This window comes from Sphingomonas sp. CFBP 8765 (genome assembly GCF_014841445.1).
Taxonomy (GTDB): Bacteria; Pseudomonadota; Alphaproteobacteria; order Sphingomonadales; family Sphingomonadaceae; genus Sphingomonas; species Sphingomonas aerolata.
This window is the reverse complement of sequence record NZ_JACYTY010000003.1, coordinates 141,602-159,800: the sequence shown is the minus strand read 5'-3', so window position 1 is coordinate 159,800 and position 18,199 is coordinate 141,602. Positions and strand designations below refer to the sequence as shown.

Here is an 18,199-nt window from a genome sequence, read left to right as displayed (position 1 = left end):
TGGCTTTGTGCGGCCGGACGCGCCAAGGGATTGGCGATGGACGCACTTTCGCTTTTCGGGCTTGCCGCAGTCTCCTTCACCCTGCTGTGCTATGCCAGGGAATCGGGATCGCACTGGTGGACGTTCGGCTTCGCGGTGGGGTGCCTGTTCGGATCGGCTTATGGCTTCCTGCAGGGGGCATGGCCGTTCGGGCTGGTCGAGCTGATCTGGTTCGTCGTCGCGCTGCGGCGCTGGATCGTGCTGCGACGGGTGGCCGAGCCCCGGCCCTGACGCGGTTGCACGGCGCGCATCGCGGGGGCGCACCACGCGGGCGGCGGAACCCGCGGCTTGACAGTTCGTTAGCGCGCGCCTAATTCGACCTCCCCGATACGACGGTTCCCGGCGGCGCTCTTTTGCGTTCGCCGTTATCGTGCGTTTCGGATCATCGCTAGGAGATGAGGGCCGTGCAGCCATGCCGGACCTCGTGGAGCAGGAGAACCAAGTTCATGGCACGTATCGCGGGTGTTAATATCCCGACCAACAAGCGCGTGGTGATCGCGCTGACCTATATTCACGGCATCGGTTCGACCAAGGCCAAGGAAATCGTCGCGAAGCTCGGCATTGCCGACACCGCGCGTGTCCAGGACCTGACCGACCAGGAAGTGCTGCACATCCGTGAGGCGATCGACGCCGACTACACCGTCGAAGGCGATCTGCGTCGCCAGGTGTCGATGAACATCAAGCGCCTGATGGATCTCGCCTGCTATCGTGGTCTTCGTCACCGTAAGGGCCTGCCGGTCCGCGGCCAGCGCACGCACACCAATGCGCGCACCCGCAAGGGCAAGGCTAAGCCGATCGCCGGCAAGAAGAAGTAATCCGACTCAACCCCGGATTACTCCGCCGGCGCTGGTCCCGAGGGACCGCCCGGCGTCACGCAGATACAGGTCAGGAAATACACCATGGCACGCGAACCTCAGCGCATTAAGCGGCGCGAGCGCAAGAACATCACCTCTGGCGTCGCACACGTGAATGCCAGCTTCAACAACACCATGATCACGATCACCGATGCCCAGGGCAACGCGATCTCGTGGTCGTCGGCTGGCGCAATGGGCTTTAAGGGCTCGCGCAAGTCGACTCCGTACGCGGCGCAGGTCGCAGCGGAAGACGCCGGCAAGAAGGCCGCCGAGCACGGCGTCCGGACGATCGAAGTCGAAGTGAAGGGGCCCGGTTCGGGCCGCGAGTCGGCACTGCGCGCGCTGCAGGCAGTCGGTTTCCAGATCACGTCGATCCGCGACGTGACCTCGATCCCGCACAACGGCGTTCGTCCTTCGAAGCGTCGTCGCGTCTGATTTCTCCGACGTTGCCCGTGCGCGGTTGATCGCGCGGCACGGGTGCATATTCATGGCCGGTGGACGTCCTGTCCGCCGGCCCCCAAATTAGGGGAAGCAAGTGTCTGTCAACGCAAAGAACTGGCAGGAACTCAAGAAGCCCAGCGGCCTGGAGAAAAAGGCCGGTGGCGACACCAAGCGCAAGGCGACCTTCATCGCCGAGCCGCTCGAGCGTGGCTTCGGCCTGACGCTCGGCAACGCGCTGCGTCGCGTGTTGCTTTCGTCGCTGCAGGGCGCGGCCGTGACCTCGATCAAGATCGAGAACGTGCTGCATGAGTTCTCGTCTCTGGCCGGCGTCCGCGAGGACGTGACCGACATCGTCCTCAACGTGAAGCAGATCGCGATCCGCATGCAGGGCGAGGGGCCCAAGCGCCTCCAGCTCTCGGCAACGGGTCCGGGTGAAGTCAAGGCCGGCGACATCGCCGTCTCGGGCGACATCGAGATCATGAACAAGGATCTCGTGATCTGCCACCTCGATGAGGGTGCGACGCTCAACATGGAGCTGACCGCCGACATCGGTAAGGGTTACGTGCCCGCGACCGCAAACCGCCCGGCCGACGCGCCGATCGGTCTGATCCCGGTCGATGCGCTCTACTCGCCGGTACGTCAGGTGTCGTACAAGGTCGACCCGACCCGCGTCGGTCAGGACTTGGATTACGACAAGCTGACGCTGACGATCGAAACCGACGGCACGATCACCCCGGAAGACGCAGTCGGCTATGCCGGTCGCATTCTCCAGGACCAGCTCGCGCTGTTCGTGCACTTCGACGATTCGTCTGTCACCCGTTCGTCGGCCCCGATCGGCCAGGCAGCACCCGCTGCCGGTGGTTCGGAGCCCGCAGGCGACACGCAGCAGATCAACCGTTACCTTCTCAAGAAGGTCGACGAGCTCGAGCTGTCGGTGCGTTCGGCGAACTGCCTCAAGAACGACAACATCATCTATATCGGCGATCTGGTCGGCAAGACCGAAGCCGAGATGCTGCGCACGCCTAACTTCGGCCGCAAGTCCTTGAACGAGATCAAGGAAGTGCTGTCGTCGATGGGTCTTCGCCTGGGCATGGAAATCCCGGGCTGGCCGCCTGAGAACATCGAAGAGATGGCCAAGAAGCTCGAGCAGGAAATCATGGGCTGATCTGGCACCGGGGCAGCCATGCTGCACCGGAGACCAGACAGCCCGGCCGGCGGGTCGGTTTCGACCGACCCGTTCGACGACACGGCTTTGCCGGGTCGCCACCCGGCTGAAGACAAAGTGGGCAAGGTGCGGGTTTCGTGATTGACGGAACCCGTCCTTGCCGTCTTTACGAAGGCAACGGTCGCCGGCCTTAACGGCGACCAGCTCCCGGGTACCTCATACGGCCCCTGAACGAACGAAAAGGTATTAAACATGCGCCATCGCGTAGGCGGCCGTAAGCTTCAGCGGACCTCGGCCCACCGTCTTGCTCTGTTCCGCAACATGAGCGCCGCGCTCATCAAGCACGAGCAGATCACCACCACCGTCGCCAAGGCAAAGGAACTGCGTCCTTACATCGAGAAGCTGATCACGCTCGCGAAGAAGGGTGGCCTGTCCAACCGTCGTCTCGCGCACGGCAAGCTGCTCGACGATGCCCAGCTGGTGAAGCTGTTCGACGTTCTGGCGACCCGCTATGCGGATCGCAACGGCGGCTACACCCGCGTCATCAAGGCCGGCATCCGCATGTCGGACGCCTCGCCGATGGCCGTCATCGAGTTCGTCGACCGCGACGTCTCGGCGAAGGGCCAGGATTCGGGTCCGGTGATGTCGGACGAGGATTACAACGAAGCGGCATAATCCCCGCCTCTCGTTAGTCGAATTGCAGGCCGCGTTTCCCATCCGGGAGGCGCGGCCTCTTTCGTTACGGGTCCCATCCGGCTATGCGCCCGACATGGAGCACCCAGACAGCATTCTCATCGTCGATTTCGGCAGCCAGGTAACCCAGCTGATCGCCCGCCGCGTGCGCGAGGCGGGCGTCTATAGCGAGATCGCCCCCTTCCAGTCCGCCGCGGCCGCGTTCGAGCGGATGCAGCCAAAGGGGATCATCCTGTCGGGTGGCCCCGCCTCGGTCACGACCGAGAACAGCCCCCGGGTGCCGCAGCATTTCTTCGAGGCGGGGATCCCGATCCTCGGCATCTGTTACGGCCAGCAGGTCATGTCCGCGCAGCTCGGCGGCAACGTGATCGTCTCGGGTGACGGCGGCGAATTCGGCAGCGCGTTCGTCGAGGTGAAGTCGCCTTGCGCGCTGTTCGACGGGCTGTGGGCCGAGGGCGAGCGGCACCAGGTATGGATGAGCCATGGCGACAAGGTCGACGCGATCCCGCCGGGCTTTATCCCCGTCGCGGTATCGACCGGTGCCCCCTATGCGATCGTCGCGGACGAGGCGCGGCGCTTCTACGGCGTGCAGTTCCATCCCGAGGTCGTCCACACGCCCGATGGCGGCAAGCTGATCGCGAACTTCGCGCGGCACGTCTGCGGTCTCAGCGGCGACTGGACAATGGCCGAGTTCCGCGAGACCAAGATCGCCGAGATCCGCGCGCAGGTCGGCAGCGGCCGAGTCATCTGCGGTCTGTCGGGCGGCGTCGATTCGGCGGTCGCGGCGGTGCTGATCCACGAGGCGATCGGCGAGCAGCTCACCTGCGTCTATGTCGATCACGGCCTGATGCGCGCGGGCGAGAGCGAGCAGGTCGTCAGCCTGTTCCGCGGCGCCTACAACATCCCACTGATCCATGTGAACGTCGAGGAGCTGTTCCTCAGCGGTCTCGCGGGCATCACCGACCCCGAGCTGAAGCGCAAGTTCATCGGCAAGACCTTCATCGACGTGTTCGATGCCGAGGCGAAGAAACTGGGCGGGGCGGAGTTCCTGGCTCAGGGTACGCTCTATCCCGACGTGATCGAGAGCGTCAGCTTCACCGGCGGGCCGTCGGTAACGATCAAGAGCCACCATAATGTCGGCGGTCTGCCCGAGCGGATGAACATGAAGCTCGTCGAGCCCTTGCGCGAACTGTTCAAGGACGAGGTCCGCGCGCTTGGTCGCGAGTTGGGCCTGCCGGAGATCTTCGTCGGCCGTCATCCGTTCCCCGGACCCGGCCTCGCGATCCGCATCCCCGGCGAAGTCACCAAGGAACGCTGTGACATCCTGCGCAAGGCGGATGCGATCTACCTCGAGGAGATCCGCGCGGCGGGGCTCTACGACACGATCTGGCAGGCGTTCGCGGTGCTGCTGCCCGTGCGCAGTGTCGGCGTGATGGGCGACGGCCGCACTTACGACAACGTCCTCGCCCTGCGCGCAGTGACGTCGACCGACGGGATGACCGCGCAGGCGTTCCAGTTCCCCGGCGACTTCCTGCCGCGCGTGGCGACCCGGATCATCAACGAGGTCAAGGGCATCAACCGCGTCACCTACGACTATACGTCGAAGCCGCCCGGCACGATCGAGTGGGAGTGAGCCCCATGGGTGGCGTGCGCCTCTGCGCCTGAGCGGTTTCCCCGATTGCAGGATGGGCGCGGGTGTTCCATCCCCTCGTAGACAAGCAGGACCGGGGGAGAGCGGTGATGAGCATGCAGAGGGCGTCGACGACGCTGGCGATCGCGATGGCGTGTGTTGCCGCGATGGTCCCGGGCACAGGTGCGGCGCAGGGCGTGACGCCCGCGGTCCAGGTCGAGGGCGGTTCGGTGACCGGCACGACGGGCGCAGGCGTCGCGGTCTTCAAGGGCATACCCTTTGCAGCGCCGCCGGTCGGCCCCTTGCGCTGGCGGGCGCCGCAGCCGGTGCAGACATGGTCGGGCGTGCGCGCGGCGGACCGTTTCGGGCATGACTGCATGCAACTGCCCTTTCCGAGCGATGCGGCGCCGCTCGGCACGACGCCGGCGGAGGATTGTCTCGTCCTCAACGTCTGGCGTCCGGCGGCGTCAGCGGCGCCGAAACCCGTGCTGGTCTGGATCTATGGCGGCGGGTTCGTGAATGGCGGATCGTCACCTGCGGTATATGACGGGTCGGCGTTCGCACGGCAGGACGTCGTGTTCGTCAGCTTCAACTACCGGCTCGGACGGTTCGGCTTTTTCGCGCACCCCGCGCTGAGCGCGGCGAACGAGGGACCGCTCGGCAACTATGCGCTGCTCGACCAGATCGCGGCATTGCAATGGGTGCGGGCGAACATCGCGAAATTCGGGGGCGATCCGGCGCAGGTCACGCTGATGGGTGAATCGGCAGGGGGCGCCTCGGTGTTGAACCTGATGGCATCGCCAATGGCAAAGGGCCTGTTCGCGCGGGCGATCGTGATGTCGGGCGGCGGGCGCACATTGATCGGTGGCGTGCCGCTTCGCGGTGAGGCGGGCGGCAGGCCTTCGGCCGAGACGATCGGCGTCAACTTTGCGACGACCCAGGGCATTGCGGGACGGTCTGATGCGGAAACGCTCGCGGCGCTTCGCGCCTTGCCCGCCGATCAGGTGCGCGGCGAGTTGAACCTTGCCTATCGGGGCCCGGTGGATGTGCCGACCTATGCGGGCGGACCGATCGTCGATGGCCGCATCGTGGTCGGCACGACGGACGGAGCGATGCGGCGAGGGACCGCGATGGCGGTACCGATGATGGTCGGGACCACCGACGCGGATATCGCGGGCTTTGGCGAGACGTCCAAGGAGGGGCTGTTCGCCAGCTTCGGTGCGCAGGCCGACGCCGCCCGCGCCGCCTATGATCCCGCGGGCACGCAGGAGCTTGCCGCGGTCGGTCCCGAGGTAGGACGCGACCGCCTGATGCACGAACCCGCGCGGCTCGTCGCGCAGGAGACGCAGCGCGCGGGGCAGCCAGCCTATCTCTATCGCTTCGGCTATGTCGCACAATCGATGCGCAAGGACTGGTCGGGCGCGCCGCATGCCACGGACATCCCGTATTTCTTCGACACGGTTGCCGCGAAATACGGCGCGGCACTGACCCCGCAGGATGCCCGCGCCGCGCAGCTCGCCAACCGCTATGTCGTCAATTTCGTGCGGAAGGGCGATCCCAACGCGCCGGGACTACCGCGCTGGCCGGCCTTCGACGCACGCCGGGGCGCCGTGCAGCTGCTGCAGGCCGATGCGAGCGCGATCAACGGCGTGGATCCGCTCAAGGCCCGGCTGGATGCGGTACAGGGGGCCGCCGACGCCGTGGCAGCAGGCCCCGAACGGCGCTGAGGCACGCCACGCAGCCGCTTGCACACATAGTTCGAGCGTCTGGCGTCCGCGTCTTCTGTCGATTTCAGTAGGAATCGGCCCGCTCGAGAAAAGGGGATAACTCGTGCGGGCCGCAGTCCAGCGCCGACGCTGCTGTCTTGGGGAAGCGCGTCGGACAGATCGGATATGGGCGGAATGCCGCGATGTATCAAGACTTTTGAAAGGAAGTTGTGCCGACCGATTGCGGGACAAACCTGGAGATCGAATTGCGATTCGGCGATCCCGATTGCGCTGTGTGTGGTCTGCACCGAACGATGCCGACCAAGCGGGGAGGGATGGTGCTGCGCGCCCCGCCGGCCCGTGTGACTGAAAACTGGCGGGGCGCTGAAGGTTACGCGATACTCGGCAACGCCTCTGCCCATGGCTTATGCCAAGCAGTCGTGAATTGAAAATGAACGGGGCGCCCCGCCCGTCCGTGCGACACTCTCGTATCCGGGCAGGGCGCCGAGGACGCGATGCCGTATCGGCACTGCGTCGCTGACGACAAGCTAGCACCGGCGGCAAAACTTGACAGCACCGCTCGTCACGCCGCTGCCTCGTTTCGCCCGAAAATCTGCGCTAGGCGGGGGACGCGGCCGTTCGGACGGGCCGGTGGTATCGGAGCGAAGGCATGCGGAGGATCGGGGTGACACTGGGGCTGATGCTCGTCGGCGCATGCCAGCAGACGGGCGATGGCCGGGATGCCGCCGCTGTGGAACGCCGCGTGGTGGTCGGGACGCTGACGGGCGACCCCGTGGCGGGTGCGCGCGTGTTCGTTCAGTGCAAGGCCTGCCACACGATTGGTGCGGACGCCCCCGATACCGACGGTCCCAATCTCTACGACCTGGTTGACGGCCCGGTCGCGCAACGCCGGCCGCGATTTGCCTATACCGCGGCGTTGCAGGCAATGGGCGGGCGCTGGGATGCGGCGCGGCTCGATGCGTGGCTTCGGGCACCGCAGGGCCTGGTGCCGGGGACGACGATGCGCTTTGCCGGTCTGTCCGATGCGCAGCAGCGCGCCGACGTGATCGCCTATCTCGCGACCTATCGCCGAGACCGTTGGGAAATTGGCGCGCCCGGAGGGAGTCGAACCCCCGACCGAGGAGGTAGAAGCTCCTTGCTCTATCCAACTGAGCTACGGGCGCGCACGCGTTCCGATTAGCGTGCATTGCACGAGCTTGGAACCGTCATCATAACGACGTGATGAATATCGTGGATCACGACGCGCCCGAACCCGTGGCGGCCACTGCCATGCGCAGCGAACAGTTCCGCTATTTCGATTTCGTGATGGCGGCGTTCGTCACCATCCTGCTGCTGTCGAATGTGATCGGCGCGGGCAAGCGGGCGGTGATCGACCTGCCGTTCATCGGTGCCTGGCCATTCGGCGCGGGGATCCTGTTCTTCCCGGTCAGCTATGTGATCGGCGACGTGCTGACCGAAGTCTACGGCTATGCGCGGGCGCGCCGCTGTATCTGGGCCGGGTTCGGCGCGATGCTCTTCATGGTGTTCATGTCGACGGTCGTCGTCGCGCTGCCGCCGGACGCGGGGTGGACGGGGCAGGCGGCGTATGAGTCGGTGTTCGGACAGGTGCCGCGGATCGTGCTGGCCTCGATCTGTGCGTTCTGGGTGGGCGAATTTGCCAACAGCTTCGTGCTCGCGCGGATGAAGATCTGGACCAAGGGGCGCATGCTGTGGACGCGGACGATCGGCAGCACGGTGGTAGGGCAGGCGTTCGACAGCCTGATCTTCTATCCACTGGCCTTTTACGGCGCGCCCGACTGGCCGGTCGAGGCGATGCTGATGGTGATGGTCAGCCAGTTCGCGCTGAAGGTGTCGTGGGAGGTGCTGCTGACGCCGCTAACCTATGTCGCGGTGGGGTGGCTCAAGCGGCGCGAGGGGGTCGATGTGTATGACGAGGGGACGGACTTCTCGCCGTTCCGGACGCGGGTTTGAGCCTGTCGCATGCGATCCGCTTCCGCCCCCACCCGTTCGTGCTGGGCGAAGTCGAAGCACCTGGGTCTCAGGCCCTTCGACTTCGCTCATGGCAAACGGATGGGGTGGGGTAGGGTGACGAACCCGATTAAGCGCTGACGGCTTCCATCAGACCTTCGAACAGCCGTCGGCCATCCGTGCCGCCATGCGCCGCTTCGATCCGGCGTTCGGGGTGCGGCATCATGCCGAGCACGTTGCCCTTGTCGTTGAGCAGGCCAGCGATGTTGCGCACCGATCCGTTGACGCTCTCGGCATAGCGGAAGGCGACGCGGCCTTCGCCTTCGAGGCGGTCGAGCGTCTCTGTGTCGGCGAAGTAATTGCCGTCATGATGCGCGACCGGGAAGGAGACGTGTTCGCCAGCGCTATAGCCAGACGTGAAGCGGCTCGAGGACGTCTCGACAGTCAGCGCGACGTCACGGCAAACGAAGTTCAGCCCCTGGTTGCGCATCAGCGCGCCGGGCAGGAGCCCCGCCTCGGTCAGCACCTGGAAGCCGTTGCAGATGCCGAGCACGGGCAGGCCCTTGCCCGCCTCCTCGACGACCGCGCGCATGATCGGCGAGCGTGCGGCGATCGCGCCCGAGCGCAGGTAATCGCCGTAGGAGAAGCCGCCGGGCACCGCGACCAGCCCGACATCGCCCGGCAGGTCGGCGTCGCCGTGCCAGACCATGGTCGGCTTGACGCCGGTCACCGTTTCCAGCGCGACGGCGATGTCACGGTCGCAGTTGGAGCCGGGGAAGACGATGACCGCGGTCTTCATGCCTTCTCGACCCGGTAATTCTCGATCACCGTATTGGCGAGCAGCTTGCGGCACATGCCGTCGATCGTCGCGTCGTCGGTATCGTCGGCGACCTCCAGCTCGATCAGCTTACCCTGGCGGACGTCCTGCACGCCGTCGAAGCCGAGGCTGCCGAGTGCGTGATGGATGGCGCGGCCCTGCGGGTCGAGCACGCCGGGTTTGAGTGTCACGAAAACCTTGAGTTTCATTTACTTGCCCCGGTTCTTGCGATGCTTTTCGAGGTCGAGGACCGAATTGTCGCCACCTTCGGGCAACAGGCCAAGACGGCGTGCAACCTCCTGATAGGCCTCGACTTCGCCGCCGAGATCGCGGCGGAAGCGGTCCTTGTCCATCTTCTCGTTGGTTTCCATGTCCCACAGACGGCAGCCATCGGGGCTGATCTCGTCCGCGAGGATGATGCGGCCATAATCATTGTCGAAGATGCGGCCGAATTCGAGCTTGAAGTCGACGAGGCGGATGCCGACGCCGGCAAACAGCCCGCACAGGAAATCGTTCACGCGGATCGCGAGGTCGGCGATGTCGTGCATCTCCTCCTGGCTCGCCCAGCCGAACGCGGCGATATGCTCGTCGGAGATCATCGGATCGCCGAGTGCATCGTCCTTGTAGTAATATTCGATGATCGTGCGGGGCAGCTTGGTGCCCTCCTCGATTCCAAGACGCTTCGAGATCGAACCCGCGGCGACGTTGCGCACGACGACCTCGATCGGGACGATCTCGACCTGGCGGATCAGCTGCTCGCGCATGTTAAGCCGGCGGATGAAGTGCGTCGGCACGCCGATATGATCGAGCAGCGTGAAGATGTGCTCGGAAATCCGGTTGTTGAGCACGCCCTTGCCGTTGATCGTGCCCTTTTTCTGGGCATTGAACGCGGTCGCGTCGTCCTTGAAATACTGGATCAGCGTGCCGGGCTCGGGACCCTCGTAGAGGATCTTGGCCTTGCCTTCGTAGATCTGGCGGCGGCGAGCCATGCGCGGTCCCCTGAAAATTGAGCGGCCCCGACCCCCACGATAATCTTCGCGGAGCCGAGGCCGGAATAGGCCGCGCCTATAGGCGAAGGGCGCGGGCGGTGCAATCGGATCGGCGTGCCGGTGTGAACGGAATGCAGGGCTGTCGATGCTATCCGGCGACTTCGGGAAGCGGCTGGTCCACCGGCGCCGCCCGGGCGGGGCGGGTCGGGGTCAGTCGGCGAACGAGACCGAGGAGCGGTTTCTCGACCAGCAGATGGGCGAGCAGGCCGATGATGATCGCGATGATGACGATCAGGACCACGACGGGTTGCTGCGGCAGTCGGCTGACCGCGGGAATCTTCACCAGCCATCCATAGCCCATCATTACGAAGGCATGGGTGAGATACAGCGCATAGGAGGCATCACCGAGCAGGACGAGGAACCGCGCAACCGCGGTGCGTGGTGCACCGATCGTCAAGACGCTGGCGACGACGACGACTGCGGGAAGGCCCCACGCCGCGATGCGTGGCAGTTCGGGCAGACTGGTGGTGGCGTCGTGCGCGACGAACAGCGGCACGACGGCCATGACCGCCATCGCGACAAGTGCCATGACGGGCGGCACGGGCCAGGCCCGGCCGCGGCGCATCCAGGCGGCATAGCCATATCCCAGGACGAGGCCGAAGCAGAATTCAAGCGATAGCGGGCTTGCTAGGAACTTGGCGGTGGCGGTCGCAGGCATCAGCGAGCCCGCGACCTGCAGGCACAGGATCGCCGCAATCGTTGCGATCACCGATAGCGTCGCCGAGCGCGCCCAGAGCGTGGCCGCGAACAGAAGGTAGAAATACATTTCAAAGACGAGCGTCCACGCGGTTCCGAGTAGCGCATTGCCCGGCAGCAGGATCAGCGCGCCGGCGATCGTCCGTGCGGGATAATGGTTGGAGGCAAGGAATCCCATCGCCGAGATCGTCAGGACGGCGAGGCAGCACAACCAGTAGAAGGGGTAGATGCGGGTTGCGCGGCGGAACAGGAAAGTCCCGGGTGTCGGCGGGCCGCGGCGATCCCTGAACGTGACGTGAAACATGATGAAGCCGCTGATGACGAAGAATATGTCGACGCCCGATGCGCCCGATGTCGTCAGCCAGTCGGGGCTGAACTTTCCGATCGCACCCCCCGACTCCTCCAGCGTGTGATGGACGACGACGGCCAGCGCCGCGATCGCACGCAGCATCTGAATGCCGTATAATTCGACATGACCCGACTGTTTGATTGTCACTGTTACGCCCCCGCGGCGCGACGCTCCCCATGCGTCGCGCCTATCGGCTAACAGATCATGCAATGAAAGTCAGGGCTGGTTCGTCGGACGTGAAGCCGCGTTATTTTACAACTCTTGGCCGTCAGCGAAGGATGCTGTTCTCAGGTGACGGCAAGTCGTTCCGAATACTGCGGATTCTGCCATTCTCCTGTTTCGACAATCTTTTTCAGCATCTCGCCCGCGCACCAGACGTCTTCATAACTGAGATAGAGCGGGGTCAGGCCGAGGCGGAGGATGTCGGGGTCGCGGAAGTCGCCGATGACGCCGTGCGCGATGAGCGCCTGCGTGATGGCATGCGCATGGGGGTGGCGGAAGCTGATATGGCTGCCGCGCTGGGCGGGATCGCGCGGGCTGACGCAGTCGAGGCCGAGCGCGTCGCCGGCGGCGGCGAGGATGTCGAACAGACGCGCGCTTTTGGCGACGACGGCGTGCTGGTCGATGTCCGCCCAAAGGTCGAGCGCGGTTTCGAGCGCGGCGGTCGACAGCATCGCGGGGGTGCCCGCGAGCCAGCGCTTCATCCCCGGCGCGGGGCGATAGGCGTCCTCGAACGCGAAGGGCGCGGCGTGGCCCATCCAGCCGGACAGCGGGCTGGCGAGCCTGTCCTGCCAGCGCGTCGCGACATAGATAAAGGCGGGCGCGCCGGGGCCGCCGTTAAGATATTTATACGTGCAACCGACCGCCAGATCGGCGTCGGCGCCGTTCAGATTGATCGGCACCGCGCCGACGCTGTGGCTGAGGTCCCAGAGCATCAACGCGCCGGCATCGTGGGCGCGGGCGGTCCATGCGGTCATGTCGAAGCGCTCGCCGGTCTTGTAGTGGACATGGGTGAGCAGCAGCACCGCGGTGTCCTCGTCGAGCGCCTCTGCGAGATCCGCGCGCGCGACCACCTTCAGCCGGGCGCCGGGGACGCAGGCGACCGCGCCCTCGGCGATATGGAGGTCGGTCGGGAAATTGCCGGCCTCGCTCAGCACCGTGTGGCGGTCGGGATTGGCGCGCAACGCCGCGACCAGCGCCTTGAACAGATGCGTCGAGGTCGTGTCGCCGATGATCACCTCGTCGGCGGCGGCGCCGATCAGTGGGGCGATCTTCGCGCCGATCCGCTGCGGTGCGTCGATCCAGCCCTCGTTCCAACTGCGGATCAGCCGGTCGCCCCATTGCCGGGTCGCGACGTCGGCAAGTGCGGCGGGCGTCGCCTTGGGGAGCGCGCCGAGCGAATTGCCGTCGAGATAGATGACGCCTTCGGGCAGCGCGAACTGCTCCCGGTACGCTGCCAGAGGATCGGCGGCGTCGAGCGCGCGGGCTTCGTCGAGGGTCATGGTCGGGCCTTTGTAGGTGCGGGCGGGTTTCGGTTCATTTCAGGGCGGCCGCGATCAGCCGTTTCGCTTCCGCCCAAGCGGGCGTCTCGGGTGCGACGAGTTCGACATGGCCGGTCGCCGGGATGGTGTGGAGGACGGCGGTGTCGCCTGCGGCTTTCGCCCTGGCGACATAATCGGTGGCGAAGGGGAAGGGGATGATCCGATCCTCGCGGCCGTTGACGAGGTCCTGCGCGATACCGAGCGGGAGGAGGCGCGGCACTGAGGTGTCGGCGTACACGTCCGCGCGGGGCGCGCTGGGCGTGCCGACGAGCTTGGCGACGACCTCCGTGCCGCAGCCATTGGCGGGGGTGGCCGCCGTCGCCTCAAGATCAGGCAGGCCGCCGAGACTGATGACATGGTCGATGCGGAGCGGCGCGCTGCTGTGGAGCGGGCTGGCAGCCGGAATCTTTGCGCGGGCGGCGAGCCAGAGCGCGAGATGGCCACCGGCGGAATGGCCGATCGCAACGATGCGGCGCGTGTCGAGACTGAAGGTCGCCGCGTTCGCAGTGAGCGCGTCGGTCGCCTTCGCCGCGTCCTCGAAGGTCCCCGGATAACCCCCGCCGGCGCGGTCGACGCCGCGATAATCGATGTTCCAGACCGCGATGCCGTTCTTGCGAAGATCGTCCGCGACCCAGTTCATCAGGCTGCGATCGGCGATGCTCGTCGTCCAGCAGCCGCCATGGACCATCACCACGACCGGGAAGGGGCCTTTGCCCTTCGGCCGCCAGACATCGACCTTCTGCATCTGGTCGGGACCATAGGCGATGGTCGCGTCGGGGCTGGGCTTCGGGCGTTTGACGAGGTCGGGCCATATCAGGAGCTTGGGTGCGGGCGGTTCGGCGATCACCGGTGTGGAGATGGCGGCCAGCGCGAGAAAGGCAAGGCGGATCATGGGGTTGCGTGGCCTTTCGGGGAGTGGGTGAGGGACGCGGGAGCGGTCGTGGCGTGACGGTGGCGGACGTTGCGGGTTGGCGCAATATCGGTTGAGGGCTTGGCTCGTGGGTCCTGACGTTCGTCAGGGTGACGGGGAGCGGATGAGGACAGGACGTTCTGGTCGGGGTGGTGAGAACAACAGTGGAACCTTTGGGCCGCGCTTGCTATCCACGAGGCAACTATGGTCACCGATTTCAAAGATCCCTTCGATTCCATCGTCGACGCCCCCTTCGACAGCGCGCTGAGCGAGCGGTACCTCGTCTATGCGCTCTCGACGATCACCGCGCGGTCGTTGCCCGATGTGCGCGACGGGATGAAGCCGGTGCACCGGCGGCTGCTCTGGGCGATGCGACTGCTGAAGCTCGATCCGAGCCAGGGCTACAAGAAATGCGCGCGCGTCGTTGGCGACGTGATCGGCAAATATCATCCGCATGGCGACCAGTCGGTCTATGACGCGATGGTCCGTCTCGCGCAGACCTTCTCGCTGCGATATCCGCTCGTCGACGGGCAAGGCAATTTCGGCAATATCGACGGGGATAATGCCGCCGCGTACCGCTATACCGAGGCGCGGCTGACGCAGGTTGCGGTCGACCTGATGGACGGTCTCGACGAGGATGCGGCCAATCTTCGCCCGACCTACAATGGCGAGGACGAGGAGCCCGAGCTGTTCCCCGGCATGTTCCCCAATCTGCTCGCCAATGGCGCGAGCGGGATCGCGGTCGGGATGGCGACGAGCATCCCGCCGCACAACGCCGCCGAGCTGATCGAGGCGGCGATCCTGCTGGTCGATCAGCCCGATGCCGACAATGATGCGATCCTGGCGCATGTGACGGGGCCGGACTTTCCGACCGGCGGGCTGGTCGTCGATCCGCCAGCTGTGATCCGTGAATCCTATGCCACCGGGCGCGGCGGGTTCCGGGTGCGCGCGCGCTGGGAGATCGAGCGCGAAAAGGGCGGGATGTGGACGCTGATCGTGTCCGAGATCCCGTACGGCGTCCAGAAGGGCAAGCTGATCGAACAGATCGCCGACCTGATCAACGCGAAGCGCCTGCCGATCCTCGCCGATGTCCGCGACGAATCGGACGCCGAGATCCGCATCGTGCTGGAGCCGCGCAGCCGCACGGTCGATCCGCAGGTGCTGATGGACGGGCTGTTCCGGCTGACCGATCTCGAGACGCGGGTCAGCCTCAACCTCAACGTGCTCGACAAGGACCGCACGCCGCGCGTGATGTCGCTGCGCGAGGCGCTGGCGGCCTGGGTCGAGCATCAGTTCGTGGTGCTGACCCGGCGCACCCAGCATCGGCTCGAGAAGATCGCGGACCGGATCGAGCTGCTCGACGGCTATCTGATCGCCTATCTCAATCTCGACCGCGTGATCGAGATTATCCGCACCGAGGACGAGCCGAAAAAGGTGATGATCGCAGAGTTCAACCTGACCGATCGTCAGGCGGAGGCGATCCTGAACATGCGGCTGCGGTCGCTTCGCCGGCTCGAAGAGTTCGAGATCAAGACCGAGCGCGACAAGCTCGACAAGGAACAGGCGACGCTGACCGCGTTGCTCGCCGATCCCAAGCTGCAGAAGAAGCGGATGAAGGCGGACCTGCGCAAGATCCGCGACCGCTATGGCGCGGAGACGCTGCTCGGCAAACGCCGCACGACGATCGAGGAGGCTGCGCCGACCCGCGACATTCCGCTCGAGGCGATGATCGAACGCGAGCCGATCACGGTGATCCTGTCACAGCGCGGCTGGATCCGGGCGATGCGCGGGCACAATGATCTGGCCAGCCCCGAGGCGCTGAAGTTCAAGGAGGGCGATGGCCCCGCCTTCGCCTTCCATGCGCAGACGACCGACAAGCTGCTGCTCGCGGCCGAGAATGGGCGGTTCTTCACGCTGGCGGCGGACAAGCTGCCGGGCGGGCGCGGCTTTGGCGAGCCGGTGCGCGCGATGATCGACCTGGACGGCAGCGTCGGAATCGTCGCGCTCTTGCCCGCGGCGCGGCAGGCCAAGCTGATGGTCGCTGCAACCGATGGCCGCGCGTTCATCGCGACGGCGGCGGACGTGATCGCGGAGACCCGCAAGGGCAAGACGGTGATGACGCCGCGGATCGGCGAGAAGGTGAAGCTGGTCCGCCCGGTCGACCCCGCGGACGATTATGTCGCGGCGATCGGCGACAACCGCAAGCTGCTGGTGTTCCCGATCAACGAGCTGGTCGAAATGAATCGCGGGCAGGGGGTGCAGCTCCAGCGCTACCGTGACGGCGGGCTGGCCGATGCGATCACCTTCGTGTTCGCCAACGGCTTGAGCTGGGCGATGGGCGGCGAAACCAAACGCACGCGGACCGAGGCGGATCTGGGGCCGTGGCGCACGGCGCGCGGTGCGGCCGGGCGGATGCCCCCCACAGGTTTCCCCCGCGACAACCGATTCGGCTGAAATTCGTCTATGCTAAGGCGATGCGTGCTGCCCATCGCGATCTGACTCCAGGGTAAATCGGGGGCCAGTGGCCGGGTCGTTGCGGACTGGTGCCGGGCTGTCTGAACCGGCGTTGAAATAATCGTACTCGTTTTGGGTCTTTTGTAAATTTCACGCGGCCTTAACGAAGCCGGGTTAGGCAGGACTATGGAATGGGTTCTTCACGAGGCCGAACAACCGGCAACCGTCTCGGCTGAACTCGTCGCGCGCGGCCTCGAGCTGAGCCCGATTCCGATGGTCCACCTGACGCTCGAGAACGGTGGGCTAGAGCTGTTCGCGATGAACCGGGCCTATCGCCTCGCCGGGCTGGGCGTCGTCGCGACGCGGTCGCCGATGATCGCCGATCTGGGCGATCGGATCATCGCCTTTCTGCTGACGTCGCAGACCCGACTCGACTTCGACTGGGCCTTTGGTGACACGATCGATTGCCGGCATTACCGCGTGACGATCGCGCGGAGCAGCGCAGCGATCCACGACCGGTGCACGCTGAGCTTCGTCGACCGGACCTCGCAGATCCATACCGAACGCAGCATGCGGCGCGAGATGACGACTGACAGCCTGACCGGGTTGCTCAACCGCGAAGGGTTCGAGGATCTGGTCGAGGCGGTCGAGGATCACGCCGCTCGCGCGGTCCTGGCGATCGATATCGACCGGTTCGGGCGGCTGAACGCGTGTCTGGGATCGCTGGTCGGCGACGAGATGCTGATTACCGTCGCGCGGCGGATCAAGGGCGCGCTGCGGGTGCGCGATACGCTGGCACGGGTCGGCGGCGGACAGTTTGCGGTGCTGATGACGATCGACGAGGATCCGGCAGAGGCACTGCGTCTCGCCGACCGGATCCAGCGCGCGCTGATCGCGCCGTTCCGCCTGACCGATTACGAGATCCGCGTCGAATGCTCGATCGGCATCGCCTATGGCCGGGACGAGACCGGCGACACCGCCGAGATGATCCGCCACGCGCAGTTCGCGGTGAAGCGCGGCAAAGCGACGGGTCGGACCGAATGCTATCAGCGCCAGGAATTCGTGATCGCGCGCGAACAGTTCGGCATGGAGACCGCGCTGCGTCGCGCGATCGAGAATGACCGGCTGCGGCTTGCCTATCAGCCGATCTGCGATCTCGCGACCGGGCGTATCGTCGCGTTCGAGGCGCTGGCGCGGTGGACCGACGAGGATGGTCGCGAGATCCCGCCGACACAGTTCATTCCGGTTGCCGAGGAATCGGGCCTGATCGTTCCACTGGGGCGCTGGGCGATCGATGCGGCGGCGCGGACGCTGGCGGCGTGGGACGTGCGTGCCGGCGGGCATTGCGGTGTTCGCGTCGCGGTGAACCTGTCCGCGATCCAGCTGCAGCGCGATGCGATCGCGCCGGTGGTCGAGTCGGCGCTGTCTCGCTCGCGACTCGGCGGCGATCGGTTCACACTCGAATTGACCGAAAGCGCGATCGTGTCCGACCCGGACCGGATCGCGCAGGCGATGCACGCGCTGAAGGATCTCGGCACGACGCTCGCCATGGACGATTTCGGCACCGGTTATTCCAATCTCGCCTATCTCCAGAAACTGCCGATCGATGTGCTAAAGATCGACCGGAGCTTCGTGACGGGGATGCTGGCGGACCGTGACAAGGTGTCGATCGTCCGTGCGATCCTCAGTCTCGCGCAGGCGCTCAACATGCAGACGACCGCGGAGGGGATCGAGACGGGCGACTTGGCCCAGACGCTCGCGGCGCTCGGTTGCACCTATGGCCAGGGCTATGTCTTCGCGCGGCCGCTCGAGGCGGCTCAGGCGTTCGAGTCGATCTTCAGCCGGGTCCCGATCCTGGCCTGAAGG

16 protein-coding genes, 1 tRNA gene and 1 pseudogene are annotated in these 18,199 nt (G+C 65.7%); 11 read left to right on the top strand and 7 right to left on the bottom strand.

The window, feature by feature from the left end; all coding sequences use genetic code 11:
• Positions 1 to 36 precede the first annotated feature (36 nt).
• The 8 genes and pseudogenes from IFT87_RS09300 to IFT87_RS09265 form a co-directional block, all read left to right on the top strand.
• Positions 37 to 270, top strand: a complete 234-nt coding sequence (locus IFT87_RS09300) for a hypothetical protein (RefSeq protein ID WP_037529234.1) — start codon at positions 37 to 39, stop codon at positions 268 to 270.
• Positions 271 to 485: 215 nt separating this feature from the next.
• Positions 486 to 854 (top strand): 30S ribosomal protein S13, encoded by a 369-nt coding sequence (rpsM, locus tag IFT87_RS09295; protein ID WP_031395238.1) that lies wholly within the window; start codon positions 486 to 488, stop codon positions 852 to 854.
• An 84-nt stretch (positions 855 to 938) separates the two neighbouring features.
• Positions 939 to 1,328 carry a 30S ribosomal protein S11 gene (gene rpsK / locus IFT87_RS09290; protein WP_031395237.1) on the top strand — a complete coding sequence of 130 codons (390 nt, stop codon included), beginning with the start codon at positions 939 to 941 and terminating at the stop codon, positions 1,326 to 1,328.
• Positions 1,329 to 1,428: 100 nt separating this feature from the next.
• Positions 1,429 to 2,499, top strand: coding sequence for a DNA-directed RNA polymerase subunit alpha (locus tag IFT87_RS09285; RefSeq protein WP_192008278.1), 1,071 nt, complete (start codon positions 1,429 to 1,431; stop codon positions 2,497 to 2,499).
• A gap of 252 nt (positions 2,500 to 2,751) precedes the next feature.
• Entirely contained in the window at positions 2,752 to 3,174 is a 423-nt protein-coding gene (gene rplQ, locus IFT87_RS09280; RefSeq protein ID WP_031395235.1) for a 50S ribosomal protein L17, read from the top strand.
• Positions 3,175 to 3,268: 94 nt separating this feature from the next.
• Positions 3,269 to 4,825, top strand: coding sequence for a glutamine-hydrolyzing GMP synthase (guaA, locus tag IFT87_RS09275; protein WP_192008276.1), 1,557 nt, complete (start codon positions 3,269 to 3,271; stop codon positions 4,823 to 4,825).
• Between the two features lie 107 nt (positions 4,826 to 4,932).
• Entirely contained in the window at positions 4,933 to 6,549 is a 1,617-nt protein-coding gene (locus tag IFT87_RS09270; protein WP_192008275.1) for a carboxylesterase/lipase family protein, read from the top strand.
• Positions 6,550 to 7,198: 649 nt separating this feature from the next.
• Positions 7,199 to 7,552 (top strand): annotated as a pseudogene (locus tag IFT87_RS09265) (c-type cytochrome); the annotation flags it as partial.
• A gap of 83 nt (positions 7,553 to 7,635) precedes the next feature.
• On the opposite strand, the gene IFT87_RS09260 reads toward IFT87_RS09265, so the two are convergent.
• Positions 7,636 to 7,712, bottom strand: a tRNA-Arg gene (locus IFT87_RS09260).
• Positions 7,713 to 7,818: 106 nt separating this feature from the next.
• Between IFT87_RS09260 and IFT87_RS09255 the strand changes: the two genes are divergently transcribed.
• On the top strand, positions 7,819 to 8,520 hold the full coding sequence (locus IFT87_RS09255; RefSeq protein ID WP_051916672.1) for a queuosine precursor transporter: 702 nt from the start codon (positions 7,819 to 7,821) through the stop codon (positions 8,518 to 8,520).
• A 127-nt stretch (positions 8,521 to 8,647) separates the two neighbouring features.
• Here IFT87_RS09255 and purQ read toward each other — a convergent pair whose 3' ends face one another.
• The 6 genes from purQ to IFT87_RS09225 form a co-directional block, all read right to left on the bottom strand.
• Positions 8,648 to 9,316 carry a phosphoribosylformylglycinamidine synthase subunit PurQ gene (gene purQ / locus IFT87_RS09250; protein ID WP_031439801.1) on the bottom strand — a complete coding sequence of 223 codons (669 nt, stop codon included), beginning with the start codon at positions 9,314 to 9,316 and terminating at the stop codon, positions 8,648 to 8,650.
• Positions 9,313 to 9,543 (bottom strand): phosphoribosylformylglycinamidine synthase subunit PurS, encoded by a 231-nt coding sequence (purS, locus tag IFT87_RS09245; protein ID WP_031439802.1) that lies wholly within the window; start codon positions 9,541 to 9,543, stop codon positions 9,313 to 9,315. The genes purQ and purS overlap by 4 nt, the downstream gene beginning before the upstream one ends.
• Complete coding sequence (gene purC / locus IFT87_RS09240) at positions 9,544 to 10,323, bottom strand: phosphoribosylaminoimidazolesuccinocarboxamide synthase (RefSeq protein WP_031396310.1); 780 nt, start codon at positions 10,321 to 10,323, stop codon at positions 9,544 to 9,546.
• A 148-nt stretch (positions 10,324 to 10,471) separates the two neighbouring features.
• The gene (locus tag IFT87_RS09235; RefSeq protein WP_128082203.1) at positions 10,472 to 11,575 is read right to left on the bottom strand and encodes an acyltransferase family protein; all 1,104 of its coding nucleotides are present in this window, start codon (positions 11,573 to 11,575) and stop codon (positions 10,472 to 10,474) included.
• A gap of 140 nt (positions 11,576 to 11,715) precedes the next feature.
• The gene (gene kynU, locus IFT87_RS09230; protein WP_192008273.1) at positions 11,716 to 12,930 is read right to left on the bottom strand and encodes a kynureninase; all 1,215 of its coding nucleotides are present in this window, start codon (positions 12,928 to 12,930) and stop codon (positions 11,716 to 11,718) included.
• 34 nt (positions 12,931 to 12,964) lie between these two features.
• Entirely contained in the window at positions 12,965 to 13,861 is an 897-nt protein-coding gene (locus tag IFT87_RS09225) for an alpha/beta hydrolase (RefSeq protein WP_084215177.1), read from the bottom strand.
• 222 nt (positions 13,862 to 14,083) lie between these two features.
• Between IFT87_RS09225 and parC the strand changes: the two genes are divergently transcribed.
• Positions 14,084 to 16,333, top strand: coding sequence for a DNA topoisomerase IV subunit A (gene parC, locus IFT87_RS09220; RefSeq protein WP_037530076.1), 2,250 nt, complete (start codon positions 14,084 to 14,086; stop codon positions 16,331 to 16,333).
• Positions 16,334 to 16,519: 186 nt separating this feature from the next.
• The gene (locus IFT87_RS09215; RefSeq protein WP_037530078.1) at positions 16,520 to 18,196 is read left to right on the top strand and encodes a putative bifunctional diguanylate cyclase/phosphodiesterase; all 1,677 of its coding nucleotides are present in this window, start codon (positions 16,520 to 16,522) and stop codon (positions 18,194 to 18,196) included.
• Positions 18,197 to 18,199 lie beyond the last annotated feature (3 nt).